General features: G+C 73.3%; 21 protein-coding genes and 1 pseudogene. 16 read left to right on the top strand and 6 right to left on the bottom strand.

Annotation, left to right across the window (positions count from 1 at the left end):
• The 4 genes and pseudogenes from BM419_RS29525 to BM419_RS29510 all read right to left on the bottom strand — a co-directional run.
• A pseudogene (locus BM419_RS29525) lies at positions 1–436 on the bottom strand (3-phosphoglycerate dehydrogenase); the annotation flags it as partial.
• Between the two features lie 88 nt (positions 437–524).
• Positions 525–3,008, bottom strand: coding sequence for a putative bifunctional diguanylate cyclase/phosphodiesterase (locus tag BM419_RS29520; protein ID WP_244540915.1), 2,484 nt, complete (start codon positions 3,006–3,008; stop codon positions 525–527).
• A complete protein-coding gene (locus BM419_RS29515) occupies positions 2,998–4,467 on the bottom strand; it encodes a cytochrome P450 (protein WP_091928528.1) in 1,470 nt (489 codons plus the stop codon). The genes BM419_RS29520 and BM419_RS29515 overlap by 11 nt, the downstream gene beginning before the upstream one ends.
• A 168-nt stretch (positions 4,468–4,635) precedes the next feature.
• Positions 4,636–5,499, bottom strand: a complete 864-nt coding sequence (locus BM419_RS29510; protein ID WP_091928527.1) for a S1 family peptidase — start codon at positions 5,497–5,499, stop codon at positions 4,636–4,638.
• A gap of 381 nt (positions 5,500–5,880) precedes the next feature.
• On the opposite strand from BM419_RS29510, the gene BM419_RS29505 reads away from it, so the two are divergent.
• The 14 genes from BM419_RS29505 to BM419_RS29440 all read left to right on the top strand — a co-directional run bounded on the left by BM419_RS29505 (position 5,881) and on the right by BM419_RS29440 (position 18,347).
• On the top strand, positions 5,881–7,764 hold the full coding sequence (locus tag BM419_RS29505) for a methanol/ethanol family PQQ-dependent dehydrogenase (protein ID WP_026605374.1): 1,884 nt from the start codon (positions 5,881–5,883) through the stop codon (positions 7,762–7,764).
• A gap of 162 nt (positions 7,765–7,926) precedes the next feature.
• Positions 7,927–8,835, top strand: a complete 909-nt coding sequence (gene moxJ / locus BM419_RS29500) for a methanol oxidation system protein MoxJ (RefSeq protein WP_056529785.1) — start codon at positions 7,927–7,929, stop codon at positions 8,833–8,835.
• A gap of 82 nt (positions 8,836–8,917) precedes the next feature.
• On the top strand, positions 8,918–9,505 hold the full coding sequence (moxG, locus tag BM419_RS29495) for a cytochrome c(L), periplasmic (protein ID WP_091928526.1): 588 nt from the start codon (positions 8,918–8,920) through the stop codon (positions 9,503–9,505).
• Positions 9,506–9,591: 86 nt separating this feature from the next.
• Positions 9,592–9,882, top strand: a complete 291-nt coding sequence (locus BM419_RS29490) for a methanol dehydrogenase [cytochrome c] subunit (protein WP_091928525.1) — start codon at positions 9,592–9,594, stop codon at positions 9,880–9,882.
• A gap of 102 nt (positions 9,883–9,984) precedes the next feature.
• A complete protein-coding gene (locus tag BM419_RS29485) occupies positions 9,985–11,016 on the top strand; it encodes an AAA family ATPase (RefSeq protein ID WP_091928524.1) in 1,032 nt (343 codons plus the stop codon).
• On the top strand, positions 11,013–11,867 hold the full coding sequence (locus BM419_RS29480; protein WP_091928531.1) for a DUF58 domain-containing protein: 855 nt from the start codon (positions 11,013–11,015) through the stop codon (positions 11,865–11,867). The genes BM419_RS29485 and BM419_RS29480 overlap by 4 nt, the downstream gene beginning before the upstream one ends.
• Positions 11,868–11,869: 2 nt before the next feature.
• Positions 11,870–12,862, top strand: coding sequence for a nonribosomal peptide synthetase MxaA (locus BM419_RS29475; protein ID WP_175556407.1), 993 nt, complete (start codon positions 11,870–11,872; stop codon positions 12,860–12,862).
• Between the two features lie 4 nt (positions 12,863–12,866).
• Complete coding sequence (locus tag BM419_RS29470) at positions 12,867–13,919, top strand: vWA domain-containing protein (RefSeq protein ID WP_091928523.1); 1,053 nt, start codon at positions 12,867–12,869, stop codon at positions 13,917–13,919.
• On the top strand, positions 13,916–14,548 hold the full coding sequence (locus BM419_RS29465; protein WP_091928522.1) for an MxaK protein: 633 nt from the start codon (positions 13,916–13,918) through the stop codon (positions 14,546–14,548). The genes BM419_RS29470 and BM419_RS29465 overlap by 4 nt, the downstream gene beginning before the upstream one ends.
• On the top strand, positions 14,545–15,624 hold the full coding sequence (locus BM419_RS29460; protein ID WP_091928521.1) for a vWA domain-containing protein: 1,080 nt from the start codon (positions 14,545–14,547) through the stop codon (positions 15,622–15,624). The genes BM419_RS29465 and BM419_RS29460 overlap by 4 nt, the downstream gene beginning before the upstream one ends.
• 2 nt (positions 15,625–15,626) lie before the next feature.
• Entirely contained in the window at positions 15,627–16,181 is a 555-nt protein-coding gene (locus tag BM419_RS29455) for an SRPBCC family protein (protein ID WP_091928520.1), read from the top strand.
• Between the two features lie 8 nt (positions 16,182–16,189).
• Positions 16,190–17,140, top strand: a complete 951-nt coding sequence (locus BM419_RS29450; RefSeq protein WP_091928519.1) for a YncE family protein — start codon at positions 16,190–16,192, stop codon at positions 17,138–17,140.
• Positions 17,137–17,658, top strand: a complete 522-nt coding sequence (locus BM419_RS29445) for an MxaH protein (RefSeq protein WP_091928518.1) — start codon at positions 17,137–17,139, stop codon at positions 17,656–17,658. The genes BM419_RS29450 and BM419_RS29445 overlap by 4 nt, the downstream gene beginning before the upstream one ends.
• On the top strand, positions 17,655–18,347 hold the full coding sequence (locus BM419_RS29440; protein ID WP_020096040.1) for a response regulator transcription factor: 693 nt from the start codon (positions 17,655–17,657) through the stop codon (positions 18,345–18,347). Before BM419_RS29445 ends, BM419_RS29440 begins: the two co-directional genes overlap by 4 nt.
• 26 nt (positions 18,348–18,373) lie before the next feature.
• On the opposite strand, the gene BM419_RS29435 is transcribed toward BM419_RS29440, so the two are convergent.
• Positions 18,374–18,808, bottom strand: coding sequence for a hypothetical protein (locus BM419_RS29435; RefSeq protein WP_091928517.1), 435 nt, complete (start codon positions 18,806–18,808; stop codon positions 18,374–18,376).
• A gap of 95 nt (positions 18,809–18,903) precedes the next feature.
• Here BM419_RS29435 and BM419_RS29430 point away from each other — a divergent pair, with 95 nt between their 5' ends.
• Positions 18,904–19,200 (top strand): hypothetical protein, encoded by a 297-nt coding sequence (locus tag BM419_RS29430; protein ID WP_244540914.1) that lies wholly within the window; start codon positions 18,904–18,906, stop codon positions 19,198–19,200.
• Positions 19,201–19,249: 49 nt separating this feature from the next.
• Here the strand turns inward: BM419_RS29430 and BM419_RS29425 are convergent, their stop codons facing one another.
• The gene (locus tag BM419_RS29425) at positions 19,250–19,606 is read right to left on the bottom strand and encodes a VOC family protein (protein ID WP_091928516.1); all 357 of its coding nucleotides are present in this window, start codon (positions 19,604–19,606) and stop codon (positions 19,250–19,252) included.
• Positions 19,607–19,852: 246 nt separating this feature from the next.
• Here BM419_RS29425 and BM419_RS29420 point away from each other — a divergent pair, with 246 nt between their 5' ends.
• Positions 19,853–21,964 (top strand): putative bifunctional diguanylate cyclase/phosphodiesterase, encoded by a 2,112-nt coding sequence (locus BM419_RS29420; protein WP_091928515.1) that lies wholly within the window; start codon positions 19,853–19,855, stop codon positions 21,962–21,964.
• Positions 21,965–22,487: the final 523 nt, after the last annotated feature.

Genomic DNA, 22,487 nt, shown 5'->3' with positions numbered 1-22,487 from the left:
GGCCGAGGCGCTTGCCGGCGATCTCGCGGCCCATCAGGGCGTTGCGCGGCCACGTCCCGGCCGCCACGCGGGCCGTGGCCCCGTAGGCGCCGCGCAGGAGCAGCAGCGCGGTGGCGACCACGTACTCGGCGACCGCGCCGTCGTTGGCGCCGGTGGCCGGGTAGACCGCGATGCCGCGCGCCCGGCAGGCCGGGACGTCGATGTTGTCGAGGCCGACGCCGAGGCGTCCGACGACCTTGAGGTCGCGGGCGGCGTCGAGCAGGGGGCCGCGGACCTGGGTCCGGTTGCGCACGATCAGGGCGTCGGCCCGGGCCACGGCGGCGGCGAGGTCCCCGGGCCGGTCGACGAGGCCGGGATCGTACTGCACGTCGAGGCCGGCGAGCTCGGCCGCGATCGCGGCCTCGTCCATGAACTCGCTGATGACGACCTTGGGCATGGCGCGCCTGTGTCCCGGTTCCGCGTGGTCGTCTCCCGCTAGAGCCGTTCCGGCCCGCGTGGCAACCCAGATCTGGGCTCGCCCGCCCTCAGGCGACCGCGCGGACCGCCCGCTCGGTCGGGAGCGCCCGCCGGGGCAGGCTCTCGATCAGGCCGGGGATCTCCTCGGGCGGCCGGGCCGGGCTGTACAGGAAGCCCTGCGCGCTGTTGCAGCGCCGCAGCCGGAGCAGCTCGGCCTGCTGCTCGGTCTCGACGCCCTCCACGGTGACGTCGATGCGCAGGTCGCGGGCGATGACCATGATCGCCTCGATCACCGTCAGGCATTCGGGGCGGCTGCTCAGGTCGCGCACGAAGGCGCGGTCGATCTTGATCTTGTCGACCGGGAACTGCGTCAGGTAGCTCAGCGAGGAGTAGCCCGTCCCGAAATCGTCGAGGGCGATCCGCACGCCGAGCGCCCGCAGGGAGCGGAGATTGTCCAGCACGTGCGGCGTGTTGGCCAGGAAGATCGACTCGGTGATCTCGATCTCCAGGCGGTCCGGCGCTAGGCCGGTCTCGCCCAGCACCGCCGCGACGTCGGCGAAGAAGTCGGGCCGGCGGAAATGGACCGACGAGATGTTGACGGCGACGCGCAGGCGCACCGGCCAGGTCAGCGCCTCGGCGCAGGCCCGCCGCAGGGCCCAGCGCCCGATCGCGAGGATGAAGCCGGTTCCCTCGGCGATCGGGATCAGCTCGGCGGGCGAGACGGGGCCGAGACCGGGCCGGGTCCAGCGGAGCAGCGCCTCGCAGCCGACCACTTGGCCGTCCTGCAGGCTGACCAAAGGCTGGTAGTGCAGCGCCATCTCGCCGTCGGCGAGGGCCTGGCGCATCGCCTCGTCGAGTTCGTGCCGGCGCTGGACGCGCACGTCCAGGTCGCGGTCGAAGCCCCGCCAGCGCCCCTTGCCGCCCTGCTTGGCGCTGTAGAGCGCGAGATCCGCCTTCCGGAGCAGGTCCTCGGGCTCGGTCGCGTCCGCGGGGGCGCAGGCGATCCCGATGCTGACGCCGATCTCCGCCCGGACGCCGTCGATGAGGTAGGGCTCGCGCAGGGTCGCGATCGTGGCCTCGGCCAGGGTCTGCGCGGCCGCGCCGTCCCGGCCGCGCTGCAGGATCGCGAACTCGTCGCCCCCGAGACGGAACGCCTGCGCGTCGGCCGGGAGCAGGGCGCGCAGGCGATCGGCGACCTGCCCCAGCAGGGCGTCGCCCGCGGCGTGGCCGATGCTGTCGTTGACGGTCTTGAAGCCGTCGAGGTCGAGGTAGAGCAGGCTGACCGTCGCGTCCGGGGCCTGTTGCGCGTTCTGCGGCGCGTTCTGCGCGGCGGCCGCGCAGGCCTCGGACGCGACGTCGTGGAACATGACCCGGTTCGACAGGCCGGTCATCGGGTCCCGGGTGGCCAGATAGGCGATGTGCGCCTCCGCCCGGCGGGCCTCGGTCACGTCGGAGCCGACGCCCCGGAACCCCGCGAAGCGCCCCTTCTGGTCGAGGAACGGCTTGCCGCTCAGCCGGAGCCAGCGCCGGCCGGCCGGCGTGTCGACGGCGATCAGGTGCTGGTGGAAGGCGACGCCCCGCCGGAGACGGTCCACGAGGTCGGCGCTCTGGTCGGCCTCGGGGGGCGCCTCCGCCCGGCCGGCGAGCAGCGCCGGGAACGAGGCGTGCTGGAGCCTCTGCACCGGGCAGGCCAGCACGTCCGCCATCCGGGTGGAGACGTGCTGGAACCGTCCGGTCCCGTCCGTCTCCCACAGCCAGTCGCTGGCATTCGCCTCGAAGGCGTTGAGCAGCAGCCCGATCGTCTCGCTCTGGTCCTCGACCCGCACGCGGTCGAGGATGCGCTGGCGCGACAGGCGGCTCATGCGGCTCACGCTCGTCACCACGAAGATCGCGTAGACGGCGAGCAGGAAGCCGATGCTGAGCGCGACCGGCTCCCCGGACCGGGCCAGCCCGACGAAGCTGCCGACGATGACCGGGACCGCGAACAGGTACGAGACCGACAGGAGCGGGCCGACCACGTAGGCGTCCGAGATCAGGCCGGCCACGATGGCGACGACCAGCAGCCGCGCGTCGCCGCCGGAGGGGGCGAACAGCACGACCGGCAGGGTCGCCCAGGCGAGGCCCAGGGCGAAGGCGAGGCCGGCGGAGATCCGGCAGCCCCACCGGACGGTGTGCGCCGAGGCGGTGTCGCCGTGGGTGCGCCAGTAGAGCCAGGTCGCGTAGGTCGCCGCCGTGATCAGCACCGCGACCACGGCGAGCAGGCCGAGGAGGTAGGTGTGCGAGGCCGAACCCCAGAAGAAGTACGCGACGGCCAGCGCGATGATCAGGTGCGTCACCGCCGAGTAGGTGGCGAGCTTCAGCGTCTCGTCGAGGAGCCCCGCCCGCACCTGCAGGCGGTAGCGGCTCGGCAGCGCGTCGTCGGCGTCGGGACCGAAGAGGCGGCCGAGCAGCGATCCCGGCCGGCGGTCCGGCCAGGTCCCCCGCCGCGCGCCCGGCCCGGTCGCGCCCGCGGAGATCTCGGGCGACACCTCGGGCGACATCTCAGGCGGCATGGGCCGCCCCCTGCTCGGCCCCGTGCTCGGCCCCGTGCCCGTCCCCCTGCCCGGCCCCGTGGCGGGGCGCGACCCTCATGGTCAGGCCGCCCCTGGGCCGCAGGGTCACGCGGAACTGCGCCGCCGGCATCTCCGCCGTCACCGGCCGGAGGCGGAAGGCGGGCAGCAGCGTCGCGAGGACGACGAGGCACTCGGTCAGGGCGAGGCCCATGCCGATGCAGACCCGCGGGCCGGCGCCGAACGGCAGGTAGGCGTAGCGGTCGCGCGCGGCGGCCCGCTCCGGCGCGAAGCGGCCCGGGTCGAACGCCTCCGGCCTGTCCCAGAGCAGCGCGTGCCGGTGCAGGGCGTAGACCGGCACGTGGACCGACTGCCCGGCCGGCACGACCGTGTCCCCGAGCCGGACCGGGGCCCGCGTCCGCCGCACGATCAGCGGGGCCGGCGGATAGAGGCGCATCACCTCGAGGAGCACCTGGCGGGTGTAGGGGAGCCCGTCCACGGAATCGGGATCGGACTCGGGATCGGCGCCGAGGCGCGCCATCTCGGCGACGACGCGCTCCTCCACCTCCGGGTGCTCGGCCAGGACCCGGAAGGTCCAGGCCAGCGCCAGGGCGGTGGTCTCGTGGCCGGCGGACACGAAGGTCAGCAGGTTGTCGACGAGGTTCGCCTCCGTGAGCGGCGCGCCGGTCTCCGGGTCCCGCGCCTGCAGCAGGAGGCCGAGGAGGTCGGAGCCGGGCTCGCCGCGGGACCGGCGGCGCGCAATCGTGCGGGCGACCTCGCCGCGCAGGTAGCGCACCGCCTCCGCCCCGGCCCGGGACCCCGGATGCGGGACCCAGGCCGGCGCCCGCAGCATCTCCAGGGCGATCTTCCAGCTGGTCTGGCCGAGATAGGCGTCCATCGCGGCCCCGAAGGGCCCGACCTCCAGGTGGGGATCGCCCGACACCATCGTGGCGACGATGACGTCGAACGTCGTGCGCATCATCTCGCGCAGGATGTCCCGCTCGCTCCCGGCGGGATCGGCGTCGCGCCAGCGCGCCCGCGTCGCCGCGGCGGCCCGGGCCATGGCCGGCACGAAGCTCCGGACCCGGTCCGGGCGGAACATCGGGGTCGCGGTCCTGCGCTGACGCCGCCAGTGGTCCCCGTCCGCGGTGAGGACCCCCGCGCCGAGGGCCGGGGCCAGCGCCCGGAGCATGAACGGCTCCCGCTCCAGCGCCTCGGCCTGGTCGACCATCAGGCCGCGGATGTGGCCGGGATCGCAGACGTAGGTGGTCCGCTGGCCGAGGAAGCGGGTGGTCACCAGGGGTTGTGTGTAGATCTGCCGGGGCCAGGCCTCGATCAGGCTGCCCAGCATCGTGACGAGCACGGATGGCAGCGCGACCGCCTCGGCCACGCCCTCTGCCACGGCCGCCGCGAACGGCGGCCGTCCCGGCGCGCAGACCCTGAACGTTCCGACAGCGGGCATACCGGCTCCCTCGCGGGACCAGATTCGAGGTTCAACGTTAAGTTTTGGCTTGCCGCCGCGGCGCCGTCGAGCGCTTCCCCCGGCACCGGGGCGGAAACCGCCGCCTTGCTTACCGGGAGCTTACCGGATTCCCGGGGAGGCGCCGCGGACACCCGGGGGCGGCCCGCCCTAGCGGTCCCGGGTCGCGCGGGCCTGAGCCTCGAGGGCCTCGCGGAGCCGGCCCTCGATCAGCAGGGCCGAGCCGTAATGGAACTCGATGTCGAAGGCGTGGCGCTGGTTCATCGAGAGCGACGCGCTCTGCATCGCGATGAGATGGCCCTCCGCGTCGAACAGGCCCGAGCCCGATCCGCCGTAGCCGTCGTTGCAATCGTGGCGGGCGCGGCGGATCGCGCCCTCGCTCGGCGGATCGATCCGCCGGACGGCGCAGGATTCCCGGCTGCTCTGCCCCCGGTAGTTCTCGTGCCCGGCCGGTGAGACCATCGTCACCGGGAGCGTCAGGTCGCCGGTCGGAAGGGTGGGCGGGTCCGGGATCGGCTGCGGCCGCGCCTCGGCCGGCTCGGCGAGGCGCAGCAGCGCCCAGTCGTCGGTGATGTGCAGGCGCCGCGCCTCGGGCTCGACGCCGAGTTCCAGGATCTCGGGCACGAAGGCGTAGTTCCGACCTGCTATCTGAAAGTAGCAGTCGGCGACGTTTCGAGTAACCTCCAGTTGTCGATTGCGGAAATTGTGCGCGTTCGTCAGCACGAGGGACCGGCTCCCGATCAGCCACGCGGCGGCGGCCTTCTGGGGAATCCCGTCCGGGCGCCGGCACCACAGGACGCCCGCGCCGGGAAAGCGCTCCAGGTCGGCCCCCGTCAGCTCGCGCCGCCCGTCCTGCTGGTAGAGCGCCGCGAGACGGCGTTCCCCGCCGGTCCCGGCCGCCAGGGCCGCAGGCGCCAAGGTCGCGGGTGCCAGAGCCGCAGGCGCCAGGGCGAGAGCCGCCCAGCAGGCGGCCAGCGCCGGAGAGCGGGCCGCGCAGCCCGTGACATGACCCATGGCGTCCTCCCGGGACGGGGCGGCGGACGGCTCCGGGCCCGCACGCCCGCGTATCGTTCCCACCTGTCTGGCCCACCTGTCTGGGATGGCGGCCGGCTCTCGGTCAAGGTCTCCGTGATCTTACCAGATCTCCGGTGTTCTGTTGCCAAATCATCCCGAAAAGAAATGTTTCGTTTTGCAAAGACACGCATTACAAGCCGTGCGAATAATCAAGTGGCGCACAACGATAATAAGTCTTTCATAAGCTCAGCGAATACTGGAAATAGCCCGGTTATCGCGACGCTGGAGGCGGATTTGTCGGTGAAAGTCGTGTCGCCATCGAATCAACACCACGATGACTGCGAGGCCAAACGGCGTGGCAGTCCGGCGAGGAGACGCAGGATGATCAGGCTCCGGAATTCCGTCTCGGCATTGGCGATCATGGCGCTCGCGCCGGTCGCCATGGCGGGCGTGGCGCAGGCCAACGACAAGCTCGTCGAGAAATCGAAGAGCGACGAGAACTGGGTGATGCCCGGTAAGAACTACGACTCGAACAATTACAGCGACCTGACGCAGATCAACAAGAGCAACGTCAAGCAGCTCAAGCCGTCCTGGACGTTCTCCACCGGCCTGCTCAACGGCCACGAGGGCGCGCCGCTCGTCGTCGACGGCGTCATGTACATCCACACCTCGTTCCCCAACAACACCTTCGCCCTCGGCCTCGACGATCCGGGCAAGATCCTCTGGCAGGACAAGCCCAAGCAGAACCCGGCCGCGCGCTCGGTGGCCTGCTGCGATCTCGTGAACCGCGGCCTCGCCTACTGGCCCGGCGACGGCAAGACCCCGGCGCTGATCCTCAAGACCCAGCTCGACGGCAACGTCGCCGCCCTCAACGCCCAGACCGGCGAGACGGTGTGGAAGGTCGAGAACTCCGACATCAAGGTCGGCTCGACCCTCACGATCGCCCCCTACGTGGTGAAGGACAAGGTGATCATCGGCTCCTCGGGCGCCGAGCTCGGCGTGCGCGGCTACCTCACCGCCTACGACGTCAAGACCGGCGCGCAGGTCTGGCGCGCCTACGCCACCGGCCCGGACGAGGACCTGCTGCTCGCCAAGGACTTCAACATCCACAACGCCCATTACGGCCAGAAGGGCCTCGGCACCTCGACCTGGGAGGGCGACGCCTGGAAGATCGGCGGCGGCACCAACTGGGGCTGGTACGCCTACGATCCGGGCACCAACCTGATCTACTTCGGCACCGGCAACCCGGCGCCGTGGAACGAGACCATGCGTCCCGGCGACAACAAGTGGACGATGACGATCTTCGGCCGCGACGCCGACACCGGCGAGGCGAAGTTCGGCTACCAGAAGACGCCCCACGACGAGTGGGACTATGCCGGCGTCAACGTGATGATGCTGTCCGACCAGAAGGACAAGGACGGGAAGATGAGGAAGCTCCTCACCCACCCGGACCGCAACGGCATCGTCTACACCCTCGACCGGACGGACGGCACGCTGGTCTCGGCCAACAAGATCGACGACACCGTCAACGTGTTCAAGTCGGTGGATCTGAAGACCGGCACGCCGGTGCGCGATCCGGAATACGGCACCCGGATGGACCATCTCGCCAAGGACATCTGCCCCTCGGCGATGGGCTACCACAACCAGGGTCACGATTCCTACGACCCGAAGCGGCAAGCCTTCTACATGGGCATCAACCACATCTGCATGGATTGGGAGCCCTTCATGCTGCCCTACCGCGCGGGTCAGTTCTTCGTCGGTGCGACGCTGAACATGTATCCGGGCCCGAAGGGTGACCGGCAGAACTACGAGGGCCTCGGCCAGATCAAGAGCTACAACGCCATCACCGGCAAGTTCAACTGGGAGAAGATGGAGCGCTTCGCGGTCTGGGGTGGCACCACCGCCACCGCCGGCGACCTCGTCCTCTACGGGACGCTGGACGGCTTCATCAAGGCGCGCGACTCCGACAACGGCGACCTCCTCTGGAAGTTCAAGCTGCCGTCGGGCGCCATCGGCTACCCGATCACCTACACCCACAAGGGCACGCAGTACGTCGCCATCTACTACGGCGTCGGCGGCTGGCCGGGCGTGGGCCTGGTGTTCGACCTCGCCGACCCGACCGCCGGTCTCGGCGCGGTGGGCGCCTTCAAGAAGCTCGCCAACTACACCCAGATGGGCGGCGGCGTGATGGTGTTCTCGCTGGACGGCAAGGGCCCGTACGACGACCCGAACGTCGGCGAGTACGCGCAGCACGCTGCCAAGTAAGGGCCCCCAGTAACCGCCGCCTGCATCCCGTCGGCCCCTCGGCCGGCGGGGTTCTGGGATCAGATCCCGACGGGCGGGGCCCTCTGGCGCCCCGCCTGTCCCTCCGGACACGCCATCCGGACACGCCATCAAGAAACGCTTCGACAACAGGGATCAACGTCCATGCCGCGCCCGCGCGCACGCATCCTGGCGGCCCGCTTCGCCGCCGTCCTGACGCTCGCCACCCTGGCCGCCGGGCCGGTGGCGGCCCAGGAATCCGAGGCCCAGGCCATCCAGTCGGATCCCGGCAAGGCCCCGGCCGCCCCGCCGGCCGACCCCGCGACCCTGCGGATCTGCGCCTCCGAGAAGCAGCCGCCCCTCTCGATGAAGGACGGCTCCGGGCTTGAGAACCGCGTCGCGGTCGCCGTCGCCGAGGCGATGGGGAAGAAGCCCGTCTTCGTCTGGCTCGAGAAGCCCGCGATCTACCTCGTCCGCGACGGCCTGGAGAAGCGGACCTGCGACGTGGTCGTCGGCCTCGACAGCGACGACCCGCGGGTGCTGACCACCCGGCCGTACTACCGGAGCGGCTACGTCTTCATCACCCGCGCCGACAAGGATCTCGACGTGAAGTCCTGGTCCGACCCGCGGCTCAAGACCCTCGACCACATGGTGGTGCCGTTCGGCTCCCCCGGCGAGGCGATGCTCAAGGATATCGGCCGCTACGAAGAGGACATGGCCTACCTCTACTCGCTGGTGAACTTCCGCTCGCCGCGCAACCAGTACACCCAGATCGACCCGGCCCGCATCGTCAGCGAGGTCGCCAACGACAAGGCCGATGTCGGCGTCGCCTTCGGCCCGGACGTGGCCCGCTACGTCAAGGATTCCCCGACGCCGCTGCGCATGACGCTGGTCCCGGCCGACACGGTCGGCAGCGACGGCCGCAAGGTCCCGCAGGTCTTCGACCAGTCGATGGGCGTGCGCAAGGACGACGAGGCCCTGCGCAAGGCCCTCGACGCCGGGATCGAGAAGGCCCGGCCCGCCATCGCGGCGATCCTCAAGCAGGACGGTGTGCCGGTCGTCGCCTCGAACTGAGGCCGCCCAACCGAGACCGCCCCACCGAGACCGGCCCGGCGCGTCCGGGCCATCGATCAGGACATCAGGACCCGCTCAACAGATGCACATCGTACGTTCGGCCCGCGTCGCCCTTCTCACCCTCGCCGTGGCGATGCCCGCCGCGGCCCGCGCGCAGCCCCAGTCCGGCTCGCAGACCGGCATCGTCTTCCGCAACACCATCACCGGCGAGGCGATGGACACGGCCGAGGGCAAGCCGGGCGGGCGGGACACGCAGGCGGTCAAGACCTTCTTCCAGACCGGGAAGAATCTCTACATCGACGACAAGTCCTGCCTGCGGAACGGCGAGAGCCTGTTCCTGACCTCGTGCTCCGGCTGCCACGGCCATCTCGGCGAGGGCAAGGTCGGGCCCGGCCTCAACGACGATTACTGGACCTACCCGGCGAACACGACCGATGTCGGCCTGTTCGCGACCCTCTGGGGCGGTGCCAACGGCATGATGGGACCGCACAACGAGGATCTCAATCCCGACGAGATGCTGCAGGTCATCGCCTGGATCCGTCATCTCTACACGGGCCCGGTGAAGGATGCCGAGTGGCTCACCGACGAGCAGAAGAAGACCTACAAGCCCTTCAAGGAGGGCGAGACCTTTGCCAAGGACGTGCCCGGCCAGTGCAAGCCGCTGGACTAGCCGTTCTCGGCAAGTCGCGCCCCGCGCAAGACGGGGCGAACCGGCGGCCCGACCGGCCGCCCCAGGAAGAGACGGAGGAATCTACGATGCGCAGAGTGATCACGGCGGCGATGCTGATCGCGGGGGCGGCCTTCGCGGTGCCGGCGCTGGCCTACGACGGTCAGACCTGCAAGGCGCCGGGCAATTGCTGGCAGCCGAAGCCCGGCTTCCCCGACAAGGTCGCCGGGACCAAGTACGATCCCAAGCACGACCCGAAGGAGGTCAGCAAGCAGGCCGAATCCATCAAGCAGATGGAGGAGCGCAACAGGAAGCGGATCGAGAACGCCAAGAAGACCGGCAAGTTCGAGTACGACGTCGCCAAGATCTCTTCGAACTGATCGCGACCGATCCGACCGTCCTGGGGCCGGCCCGCGCCGCGGCGCCGGCCCACAGCGACGCTCGGCAGCGCACGCCGCATCGACACGCGCAGGCACCGCCTCATGAACACCCTCCGTTCCGGAGACACGATGCTCACCGACTGGCGGGCGGCGGCGGCCCGCTTCGAGGCGGAGGTCGCCAAGGCGGTGGTCGGGCAGGAGCGGGCGATCCGCCTCGTGACGATCGCGATCTTCGCCCGCGGCCACGTGATGCTCGAGGGCGATGTCGGCGTCGGCAAGACCACCCTGCTGCGGGCGGTGGCCCGGGCGCTGGGCGGGGCCTACGAGCGCGTCGAGGGCACGGTCGACATGATGCCGACCGACCTGATCTACCACACCTACCTCGGCCCCGACGGCCGGCCGCGGGTCGATCCCGGCCCGGTCCTGGCCCGGGCCGAGGATCTCTCGGTGTTCTTCTTCAACGAGATCAACCGGGCGCGGCCGCAGGTCCACGCCCTGCTGCTCCGGCTGATGGCCGAGCGCAGCGTCCAGGCCTTCGGCCGCACCTACGCGTTCCCGAACCTGCAGGTCTTCGCCGACCGCAACCGCGTCGAGCGCGAGGAGACCTTCGAGCTGCCGGCCGCGGCCCGCGACCGCTTCCTGATGGAGATCGGGCTGGAGGCGCCCCGGGACGCGGCGGTGCGCCGGAGCCTGGTCTTCGACCCGCGCTTCCACGACACCGACGCCCTCGTCGGCGCGGTCGCCGAGGGCGTGCTCGACCACGCCCGGATCGGCGGCATCGCGGCCGCGATCCAGCACGCCGTCCGCGCGGAGCCGTCGATCGAGGCCTACGTGGTGGCCCTCTGGGACGCGCTGGTCCGCCCCGCGGAGGCCGGGATCCGGCTCCCGGGCCTCGACACCGCCACCCTGGTGCAGGGGGGCGCCTCCCCGCGCGGCGTCGCCTTCCTGGTGCGCGCCGCCCGAGTGCGGGCGTGGCTGGAGGGCCGCGAGTGGCTGGTGCCGGAGGACGTGCGGGCGGTCTTCACCGAGGTGATGGCCCACCGCGTCTTCCTCGAGCCCGTCCACGAGCTGCAGCGCGGCGCGATCGTGCCCGTCCTGTGCCGGGCCGCGTTCGAGACGGTGCCGGCGCCGTGAGCGACCCGCGCACGGCCGACATCGTCTACCTGCCGCGCTGGCGGCCACGCGGCAGCCGGGCCGGCCTCCACCGGGGGCGCGACGCCGGCGGCGCCGGCCCGTTCCGCGATCAGGTGCCGTTCCTGCAGCTGCCGGATGCCCGCCGCATCGACCTGCGCGCGACGCTGCGCGACCCGTTCGAGGGCGTGCATGTCCGCCGCTTCGAGGCGCGGACCGCGGTCGAGACCTGGGTCCTGGTCGATCTCTCGGCCTCGATGGGCTTTTCCGGCACGGCCGACCGGGCGCGGCTCACGGGCGATCTCTGCCGGGCGCTGGCCGTGTCGGCGACCCGGATCAGCGACGGGTTCGGCCTGATCGGCTGCGACGAGACCCTGCGCGACGACCTCACCCTCCCCGCCACCCGCCACCGGGGCGCGGCCGTCGCCGCGGCCGAGCGGGTCGCGGGCGCGCCGCGCGCGGGACGCGGCTGCGCCGGCATGCTCGAGGCCGCGCGGCGGCTCGCCGGGCGGCCGAAGCTCGTCTTCCTCGCCTCCGACTTCCGCTGGCCGGAGAGCCTGATCGCCCGGGTCTTCGCCGCCCTGGCGCCGCACGACACGGTGCCGATCCTGCTCGCCGACCCCGCCGAGGCGGAGGCGCTGCCGGCCTTCGGCCTCGTCGAGCTCGACGACCTCGAGGGCGGCGGCCGCCGCGTGGTCCTGCTGCGCCCGAGCCTGCGCCGGGCCTGGATCGCCCGGGAGCGGGACCGGGTCGCCGCCCTGGAGCGCGCCGCCGCGCCCTTCGCGCGCCGGGTCTTCCGGCTCGCCGGACGCTTCGACGCCCAGGCGCTGACCCGCCACCTGATGACGACCTGAGCATGGGCGCGCGCGGTCCCGCCCTCCTGCCGGCCGGCCTCTCCGCCGGTCTCTTCGCCAGCCTCCGCGCCGGCGTCCTCGCCGGCATCCTGGCCGCGCCGCTCGCCCTGACGGCCGGCCCGGCCGCCGCGCAGGTGCGCTCCGTCGAGGTGCGCAGCCCCCGGCCCTTCGGGATCTTCCTGGGCGACCTGGTCGAGGCGCAGGTGGAGATCCTGGCCGATCCCGACTTCCGGCTGCAGCGCGCGACCCTGCCCCGGCCCGGTCCGGTGACCTACTGGCTCGACCTGCGCGCCGTCGCGGTCGACGAGGCCCCGGCGGCCGGCGGCCGGCGGGTGCGCCTGCGCCTCACCTACCAGAGCTTCTACGCCGCCCTCGACGCCCGCACCCTGGAGGTGCCGGGATTCCCCCTGACGCTGGCGAGCGAGGCGGCGACCGGGCGCACCACCGCGGCCGTCCAGGTGCCGGGCTGGAGCCTCGGCGTCTCGCCCCTGCGCGAGGTGCAGCCGCAGCGGCGCGAGGATCCGGCCGAGTACCTGCGCCCGGACGGCCGGAGCGGGCGGGTCGATCCCGGGCCGGACGTCGCAGCGGCGGCGGGTCTCGGCGCCCTCGCGGGCCTCGCCGCGCTGGCGCTGGCGCACGATCGGGCCTGGGGACCGTTCCGGCAGCGGCGGGGCCGGCCCTTCGCGGCGGCTCTGCGCGCGCTCCGGCGGCAGCGGGCGGGGGCCGGGCCCGATCAGGCCTACCGGGCGGCGCTGCTGGCCCTGCACCGGGGCCTCGACCTGACCGACGGGAGGCGGGTGCTGGCCGACGATCTTGGCGCCTTCCTCGCCCGGCACGGGGCCTTCCGGGGCCAGGCGGCGGGGCTCGCGCGCTTCTTCGAGGCCTCGCGCCTCGCGTTCTTCGGCGGCCGGCTGCCGGCCGCGCGCGCGGCCTGGCCCCGCGCCGAGGCCGAGGCGCTCCTGGCGCGGCTCGCGGCGGCGGAGCGGAGCGCGTGAGGCCGTGACCGATCTCCTCGCCCGCCTCGGCGCGACCGATCCCTGGGTCCTGTGGCTGCTGCCGCTGGCGCTGCTGCCGCTGGCCCGCTCGGCCCTGCGCCGGACGGCCGTGCCGGCGGTCGCCGCCGCCCCGGCCGACCCCCTCTCGGCCTGGCTCGGCCGGGCGCTGACGCTCGCCGGCGTCCTGGCCATCGCCGGCCTGATCGTGGCCCTGGCGGGCCCCTACCGGACGGGCGCAAGGATCGAGCGCCTCGGCATCGGCGCGCAGGTCTCGCTGCTGATCGACCGCTCAGGCAGCATGAACGAGACCTTCGCGGGCCGGCAGCCCTCCGGCGCCGAGGAATCGAAGGCTGCGGCCTCCCGGCGCCTGCTGGCCGATTTCGTCGGCGCCCGGGCGCACGATCTGTTCGCCGTGACGGCCTTCTCCACCGCGCCGATGCTAGTCATGCCGATGACCGACCGCCACGACGCCGTGCGGGCGGCGATCGCCGCCATCGACCGGCCCGGCCTCGACTACACCAATATCGGCCGGGGCCTCGGCATGGCCCTGTCGCAGTTCGGAATCGATGTCGGCGCCTCGCGGGTTCTCCTGCTGGTCTCCGACGGCGCGGCGGTGATCGACCCGCGCATCCAGGACCAGCTGCGCGCCGCGGTCGCGCGGATCCGGCCGAACCTGTACTGGCTGTTCCTGCGCACCCAGGGATCGCCCGGCATCGCCGACCGGCCGGCCGGCGAGGACACGCCCCAGGCCGCGCCGGAGCGCCATCTCGACCTGTTCTTCAAGAGCCTCGGCGTGCCCTACCGCGCCTTCGAGGCCGAGGGCGCCGAGGCGGTGGCCGCCGCCATCCGGCAGATCGAGGCCCTGGAGCGGGACCCGATCCCCTACGTCGAGGAGCGCCCGCGCCGGGACCTGACCGGGCTCGCCGCCGCGCTCGCCGCCCTCGGCCTCGCCGCGCTCGTCGTGGCCAAGCTCGCCGAGGCGGACCTCGCGGGGGCCCCGGCCGGTGCGGAGACCGCGACGGAGGCCGCGGGCGCGGCGGCGCGGAGGGCGGCATGAGCGCCGGCGCCCTCCTCGACGGCCCGGCCCCGCGCCGCCGCGCCGCCCTCCCCCGCCTCGGCGCCGCGGCGGCGTGGCGCCGGGTCCGGCCGGCCCTGCTGGTCGCGCTGCCGCTGGTCCTCGCGGCCGCCGCCCTGTGGTTCGCCGTCTCGGGCTGGAGCGCCGCGCGCGACGACGACCGGATCGCCGCCCTGGAGGCGGGCCGCGACCGGCCGGTCGAGCCGGATGCGCGGCCGGCCCTCCTGGCGGCACGGATCGGATTCCTCGCCGCCCGGGACCGTCTCGGCGAGACCGAGCCCCTCCTCGACGCCCTCGACCGCGCCGGCGCGGTGCGGGAGGCGGCCCGGGCGCGGTACGTCATCGGCAACGCGCGGATGCGGCAGGCCTTCGCGCTGATCGGCCGGGGCGACCTCGACAAGGCCGCGCCCCAGGTGACGCTGGCGCGGCAGGATTACCGCCGCGCCCTCCAGGCCCGGCCCGAATTCTGGGACGCCAAGTACAACCTCGACGTCGCCTCGCGCCTCGTGCGCGACTACCCGGAATTCGACCGCAAGACCGGGGACGAGCTGCGCGCCGAGCCGAAGAAGATCTGGACCGACATCCCCGGCCAGCCGCGGGGCGGCCCGTGAGCCCGCGGCGCGTCCTTCCCCCCGTCCTGCCCTCGGTCCTGCCCACCCTCGTCGCCCGCAACCTGCGCGACGGGCGGTTCCGCGCCCTGGCGGCCGCCCTCGCGCTGGCGCTGGCGGCCCTGGTCGCGCCGCCGATCCCGGTCACCCGCACCGGCGTGTCGGTGCTGGCGGTGGTCGACATCACCGGCAGCATGGCGGTGCGCGACTATCCCGCCGCCGGCGGGTCGATGAGCCGGCTCGAGACCGTCAAGGCGGCGCTTCGGGCGACGCTGCCCGACCTCCCCTGCGGCTCGCGGGTGGCGCTCGGCCTGTTCACCGACCGGCGGCCGTTCCTGCTGTTCACGCCGGTCGAGGTCTGCGCCGACTTCGCGCCGCTGGACGGCGCCATCGCGGCCCTCGACCCGCGCATGGCCTGGGAGGGGGACAGCCGCATCGCGGCCGGCCTGTTCCGGTCGATCGCCATGGCGGGGGAGATCGACGCCGACCTCCTGTTCCTCACCGACGGCCAGGAGACGCCGCCGCTGCCCGCCTCCGGCGGCCCGACCTTCGACAGCAGGCCCGGCGCGGTGCGCGGGCTGATCGTCGGCGCGGGCGGCTACGGCCTGTCGCCGATCCCGCGCTTCGACGATCGCGGGCGCGAGACGGGTTTCCTCGGCGAGAGCGACGTCCAGCAGGAGAACCGCTCCGGGCCGCCCCCGGCCGACGCGGAATCCCGCGAGGGCTACAACCCGCGCAACGCCCCCTTCGGGGCCCAGGCCGCCCAGGGCACCGAGCACCTCTCGTCCGTCCGCGAGCCCTACCTGAAGCGCCTCGCCGCCGAGACCGGCCTCGGCTACGTCCATCTCGACGGCCCGGGCGGTCTCGCCGCCCCTCTGCGCGCCGCGGCGGCGCCGCGCCCGCTGCCCGGCCGCCTCGACCCGCGGCCCGCCCTCCTGGCGGCGGCCCTGGCTCTGACGCTCCTGGCCCTCCTGGCGGGGCCCCTCGCCCGCGCCCTTCGCGCGCTCCGCGGGCGCGCGGGCCACTCTGCTCCAATCCCTGCTCCAACCCCTGCTCCAACCGGAGCGATCAGGACCTGACCATGCGGATGCCCCTCCCCCTCTTTCCGGCCCTCGTCCCGGCCCTCGCCGTCGTCGGCCTCGCCGGCGCGGCGCTGGCCCACGGGCCGACGCCGCAGAAGATCGACCAGTCGATCACTATCCAGGCGCCCCCGGAGGCGGTCTGGAAGGTGGTGGGCGATTTCGGCGGCATCGGGCGCTGGCACCCGGACGTGGCCAAGGCCGAGGCCAGTGGCGGCAACGTCGAGGGCACGACCCGCCGGGTGACCCTTAAGGCCGGCGGCACCCTGGTCGAGGGGCTGGACGAGTGGCTGGCCGACGGCCGGACCTACTCGTACCGGATGTCCGACCCGGACCTGAAGGCGCTCCCCGTCTCCTCCTACTCGGCGACGCTCACCGTGACCCCGGACGGGACCGGCTCCAAGGTGTCGTGGATCGGCCGCTTCTACCGGGGCGACACCGGCAACGAGCCGCCGGAGACTCTCAGCGACGAGGCCGGGCGCGCGGTGATGAACCGCTACTTCGCGGACGGGCTCAAGGGCCTGAAGGCGGCCGTCGAGGGCCGGACGACCCATTGAGGCCCCGCATGCGCCACCTGTGGCTGATCGCGACGCTCGCGGTCGCGGTCGCGGCCGGGACCGGCGCTGGGACCAGTGTCGCGTCCGCGGCCGGCGACCCGGTCTGGGTCGTCAGCCAGCAGGGGGCCGAGCTGGCGCGGATCGAGGCCGGGAAAGTGGCCGGGCGGATCCCGCTCGGACCGGCGCCGGTGGCGGCGGCGACCGACCGGGCCGGCCGCCTCTATCTGACCCACCCGGACGGGCGCGCCGTCACCGTCGTCGCGCCCGGCGCGCCGCCCCGCCGCCTGCCCGTCCCCGGCCAGGCCTTCGGCCTCGCGGCGAGCCCGGACGGGGCGCACCTGTACGTCGGCGACTGGTCGGGCGACCGCGTCCTGAAGATCTCCGCGGCGACCGGCGCCGTCGAGGGCGCCGCCGCGGTGGGCCGCGACCCGGCCCACCTCGTCCTCGACCGGCGCGGGCGGCTCTACGTCGCCGACCGCGAGAGCCGCCAGGTCAGCGTGATCGACACCGGGACGATGGCCCGCGTGGCCGTGGTCCCGACCGGTGAGGCGCCCTTCGCCCTGGCGCTCGCACCGGACGAGGCCAGCCTCTACGTCGCCAACGTGCGCAGCGGCGACCTCACGGTGATCGACACGGCGACGCTGCGGGCCCGCGCCACGGTTCCGGCCGGCCGGATGCCCTACGGCGTGGCGGTCACCGGGGACGGCAGCCGCATCCTGGTCACCAACCAGCACGCCGCCGCCGTGACGGTGATCGACGCGGCCCGGCTCGAGATCGTCGCCACCGTGGCGGTGGGCCCCTATCCCGAGGGCATCGCGGTGGCCGGTCCGCTTGCCTACGTGGCGAACTGGTTCTCGGACGACGTCTCGGTGATCGATCTCGCCACGTGGCGCGAGACGGCGCGCATCAAGGTGGCGGAGGGCCCGCGCACGGTCCTGGCGGGGGAGCCCGCGCGATGAGCCGTGCCGGCCGCATCGGGATCGCGTCCGGGCTGGCCCTGCTGGCCCTCGGCGCCTGCGACCGCGGGGCGGACGAGCGCGCCGACGAGGCCGGCGCGGTGGTGGCCACCACCGCCGAGGGCACCCTGCCGGCCTGGCTCGCGCCGACCGACGGGACCGACCCGGCCCGCTGGCTCGCGGGCCGCGAGGCCGGCAAGGCCCTGCCGGCCGACGATCCCCGCGTGCGCGCGATGGCGACGGCGCTGGCCGGAGCCCGCGACGGCTTCATCGAGGACCCGCGCATGATCGCCAACCGCACCGTCCAGCTCGGCCAGATGCTGGCCGAGGCCGGCATCGGCGAGGGCTACGGCGCGATCCTCGACGGTCTCGGCGGCATCGCGGCGGAGCGCGGCCGCCGCAAGAGCCTCTACGGCGAGATGTGCCAGCACTACTACAACGCCCGGATGCAGGGGGCCGACCACGCGGCCGCGCTGGCGCGCCTCGCCGGCCCGCACCCGGTCGGCGAGGGGACGCCGTGAGCGCCGCCCGGGCCTCGGCCGACCGTCCGGCGGGGCGGGACGGCCCGCGGGTTCTCGACGCGGTGCTGATCGTCGACGACCACCCGGTCGTGCGGCGCGGCTTCCGCCATCTCGCCGAGGATGCCGGCGTCCGGGCGGTCCACGAGGCCGCGGACGTGGTGTCGGGCTACCGCACCTTCCACCGCCACCGGCCCGGGCTGGTGGTGACCGACCTGGGCTTCCGCGACCAGGGGCTGTCGGGCCTGTCGCTGATCCGCCGGGTGCGGGCCCTCGAGCCGGCGACCCGGATCCTCGCCTTCAGCATGCACGACGATCCGGTGATCGTCGCCCGCGCCATCGAGGGCGGGGCGCACGGCTTCGTCCTGAAGGACACGGCGGTGACGCGCTTCCACGAGGCGCTGGCGACCGTGTCGGCCGGGCACAGCTACCTGCCGCACGAGGTCGCGACCAAGATCGCCATGCTGAATGCCGGGCTCCTGGAATCGCCCCTTGCGCGCCTGACCGCGCGGGAGGTTCAGGTGCTGTCGCTGCTGGGGGCGGGCAAGTCCAACGAGGCCATCGCCGACAGCCTGTCGATGAGCCACCGGAGCGTGTCGGCCGTCGTCTCGGGCATGAAGCAGAAGCTCGGCGCCGGCAGCCTCGCCGACCTCCTGCGCATCGCCCTGTCGCGGGACGGGCGCCCGGTGTGACGACGACCGCCGTCAGCGTGCCGGGGCTACCGCGGCACGATCAGGCCGGGAACGATCGATCCCTGCGGCCCGAACGTCGCCTCGGCCTTCCGGCAATTGGCCGCGACGTCCTTCTGGTAGGCCGCGATGTAGCGGGTCGCGGTCAGGTGCAGGTCGCCGGTCTCCAGGCTCGCCGCGTCGACGCCCAGGGCCTCGACGGTCTGCTTGAGGCGCGCCGGATCGCTGCGCAGGCCGGGGCATTCGAGGTTCACGAAACCGGCGAGCCCCGCGAGCTTCGCCGCCTGATTGCGCCGCGGATCGGCGGACGCCGGGTCCTGCGCCTGCATTGGGGGCTGTCCCTGGGGCTGGATCGGAGGCTGCGGGATGGGCTGCGCGGGGGGCTGCGCCTGAGCGTGGGCCTGGACCGTCAGAAGACCCAGGAGGCCGGCCGAGATCGGGCCGGAAAGACGGATCGCGCGCATCGCTTCTCCCATCCTGTCGCAGGAGCAGCGCGTCCGTCGACCGTCACCGCTGCGAAGAGTCGCGCAGTTCTATGCCGCTGGATCGGAGATTTACAATGCAGACCAAGCTTATAATCGTCTTAGTGACTCTGGCCTGCGCGACTCTGCCGGCGGAGGCCGCCCGCCTGACCGTGGACGACAAGGCCTCGCTGTGGCCGCGGGCGAGCGCGACCGACAAGATCGATTTCTCGACCCGGATGGGCCGGGCCTTCCACACGCTGTCGCCCAAGCTGGACGCGGCGTACTTCATGCGCTGTCTGGAGGAGACCGCCAATATCGGGGACACCAAGGACCTGCGGCTCGAGGAGATGGTGCGGACCTGCATCTCCCTGGTCCGGGACGAGGCCGAGTGAGCGGCCGGCCCGGCCTCACGGACGGCCTTACGGACGGCCTCGCGCGGCTTCACGCACGATGGGCGACGATGTTGACCAGCCGGTCGAACGGGTCGCGGACGTAGAACCGCTCCACGCCCCAGGGCTCCCGGGCCGGGCCGTACAGAACGGGCAGGCCGGCCCGCCTCACGCGGGCGAGGACGTCCGCCAGGTCGTCGACCTCGACCGAGATGTCGGGAACCGGCGTGCCCGAGCCGCCCGCGCTGGCCACGCTGATCTGCGGCGTCGCCGACATCCCGGGGGCCGCGAAGGTCAGGATCCAGCCGTGATCCATGACCACTTCCAGGCCGAGCACCTCCGCGTAGAAGGACCGCGCCGCCTCGACCTGCGTGGTCCGGATGTTGGTGACGATCCGCCTCACGGCCATGGCCCGCTCCCCGCTGCGCGCCGCCTATCAGAGGGCTCCGCGGGCGGCCCGGCAAGGCCCGGCAAGGCGCCTCGGGAATCCGGGTCCCGGCCTCGTCCCGGCTAACCGCCCGGAAGTGCACGCAGCGATTGAAAGCGGGCCTCCGGAAAGAATCCGGAAAGCTCCCCGATGGTACCGTCCGCGCCGGTGGGACCTCGCACCGTCCAGCAGAATGTTCGCCCAGGCGGACGATTGGGATCCCCGGGTATGAACAGTGGGACGGTCGCGCTGCGGGAGAAGGCGAAGCTCCTCGACACCGTTCTCGACACGATGGATCAGGGGCTGATGATGATCGACGCCGCCGGCGTCGTTCAGGTCTGTAATGCCCGCGCCCTCGCGCTGCTCGATCTGCCGCCGGACCTGATGCGGTCCCGCCCGACCTTCGAGGCGGTGCGGCAATACCAGATCGCGCGCGGCGAGTTCGGGAAGGCGAGCGAGACCCTGCAGCGCTGGGTGGCCGCGGGCGGCCTGGAGTGCCGCGCCCACACCTACGAGCGCGAGCGCCCCGACGGCACCGTGCTGGAGATCCGCACCGTGCCGCTGCCCGACGGAGGTGCGGTGCGGACCTTCACGGACATCACCGCGCGCAAGCGGGCGGAGGAGACGCTGCAGGTCAGCGAGACCCGCCTCGCCCTGGCGCAGGATGCGGGCAGCGACGGGCTCTGGGACTGCGACCTCACGACCGGGGAGGCGTGGTCCTCCGACCGCTGGTGGGGGGTCCTGGGCTACGAGCCCGGCGAACTGGCGAGCCACGCGCGGACGTGGCGGGCCCTGCTCCACCCGGAGGATGCGGGCGCGGCCGAGCGGGCCCTGATCGAGCACCTGAGCGGGCGGGCGCCGACCTACATGTCCGAGCATCGCATGCGCCGCAAGGACGGCTCCTGGGCCTGGATGATGACGCGCGGCAAGGTGGTGGCGCGCGCCGCCGACGGCCGCGCGGTGCGCTTCATCGGCACCCAGATCGACATCAGCGCCCGCAAGGCCGCCGAGGGGCAGGTCGCCCACATGGCGCGCCACGACGGTCTGACCGACCTGCCCAACCGCGCCCTGTTCTACGAGCGGCTCGAGATCCGGCTCGCCGACCTGCATCTGAACGGCGGCACCTGCGCGGTGCTGTGCCTCGACCTCGACCGCTTCAAGGCCGTCAACGACAGCCTCGGCCACGCGGCCGGGGACTTCCTGCTCCGGGCGGTGGCCCATCGCATCCGCGCGGTGCTGCGGGCCGACGACATGGTGGCGCGCTTCAGCGGCGACGAGTTCGCCGTGCTGGTGGCCGATGCGGACGACCCCACCCGCGCGGAGGCCCTGGCGGCGCGCCTGATCGCGGCCGTCCAGGCGCCGATCCCCTTCGGCAAGCGGCGGCTGAAGGTGGGCCTGAGCGTCGGCATCGCCCGGGCACCCGGCCACGGCTTCGACAGCGAGACGCTGGTCCGCCGCGCCGACCTCGCCCTGTACCGGGCGAAGACCGAGGGGCGGAACACCCACCGGGTGTTCGAGCCCGCGATGGACGCGGCCGAGGCGGCCCGGCGCGATCTGGAGCGCGACCTGCGCCAGGCGATCGAGGGCGACGAGCTCATCCTGCACTATCAACCGCAGGTGAGCACCGGCACCGGCCGGCTGCTCGGGTTCGAGGCGCTCGTGCGCTGGGAGCATCCGACCCGCGGCCTCGTGCCGCCGAACGCCTTCATCCCCCTGGCGGAGGAGAGCGGGCTGATCCTGCCGCTCGGCGAGTGGGTGCTCCGGGCCGCCTGCCGCGAGGCGGCCCGCTGGGCGCACCCGCTGAAGGTGGCGGTGAACCTGTCGCCGCGCCAGTTCCAGCAGGCGGATCTGCCCGAGCGCGTGCTGGCCATCCTGACCGAGACGGGCCTCGCGCCGACGCGGCTCGAACTCGAGATCACCGAGACCCTGATCATCAACGACATGGCGCGGGCGCTCGGCATCCTGCGCCGGCTGAAGGCCTTCGGCGTGTCCATCGCGATGGACGATTTCGGCACCGGTTACTCGTCCCTCGCGACGCTGCAGGCCTTCCCCTTCGACAAGATCAAGATCGACCGGTCCTTCGTGGGCCATGTCGAGGTCAGCCCGCAGGCGGCGGTGATCGTGCGGGCGGTTCTGGGGCTCGGCCGCAGCCTCGGGATGAGCGTCGTGGCGGAGGGCGTCGAGACGGAGGCGCAGATGCGCTTCCTGGCCGCGGAGGCCTGCGACGAGGTCCAGGGCTACCTGATCAGCAGTCCGCAGCCGATCGAGCGGTTCGCCGCGCAGATCGACGCGTCCGAAACGTTCGTGCCGCCCGGCCGCCCCGACTCGGCTGTCGCCTGAGGCGCGCCGCGACGCCCCGGCGATCCGGCGACGGCCCGAACGCCCGGACGCCCGTCGTGGTACCGGCGCGGACCGCCGAGCGGCGGCCCTACCGCCCGCCTCTGTGGCACGGCCGCGACACCCGCCGACGACCGCCTGTGGATGACGCGACCTGCCCCCGATCCGTCAAGGTTCGGATGCCAGCGTGACCGCGCACCTCCGATCCGGCTCCCTCAGCTCCGCCATCCCATGTTCGCCCAGCCCCACGCCCTCATCCTCCGCCATCGCGAGCGCGTCGCCGTGCTCATCTCCTCCGCGCTGTTCCTGGCGGGCGCCCTGCCGCTCTTCTGGGCGATCGGCTGAGGCTCGATCCCGGGCCAGCCGCATCGTCGGCCGGCCGTCGAGCTTCCGCGCCGCCGCGCTCGCGAGGACGGCGGGCCGCGTTCGGCCCGCCTGAACGGCGAAGGGGCCGCCTCCTGTGGGAAGCGGCCCCTTCGCGTGTCGGGTCGGGTGCGACGGTCGGGGTGCGAGCGTCGCACCCGAC

The organism is Methylobacterium sp. yr668, from assembly GCF_900116245.1.
In the GTDB taxonomy this organism is placed as follows: Bacteria; Pseudomonadota; Alphaproteobacteria; order Rhizobiales; family Beijerinckiaceae; genus Methylobacterium.
Note: the sequence above shows the minus strand (reverse complement) of the source record. Positions and strands in the feature narration are given on the sequence as shown.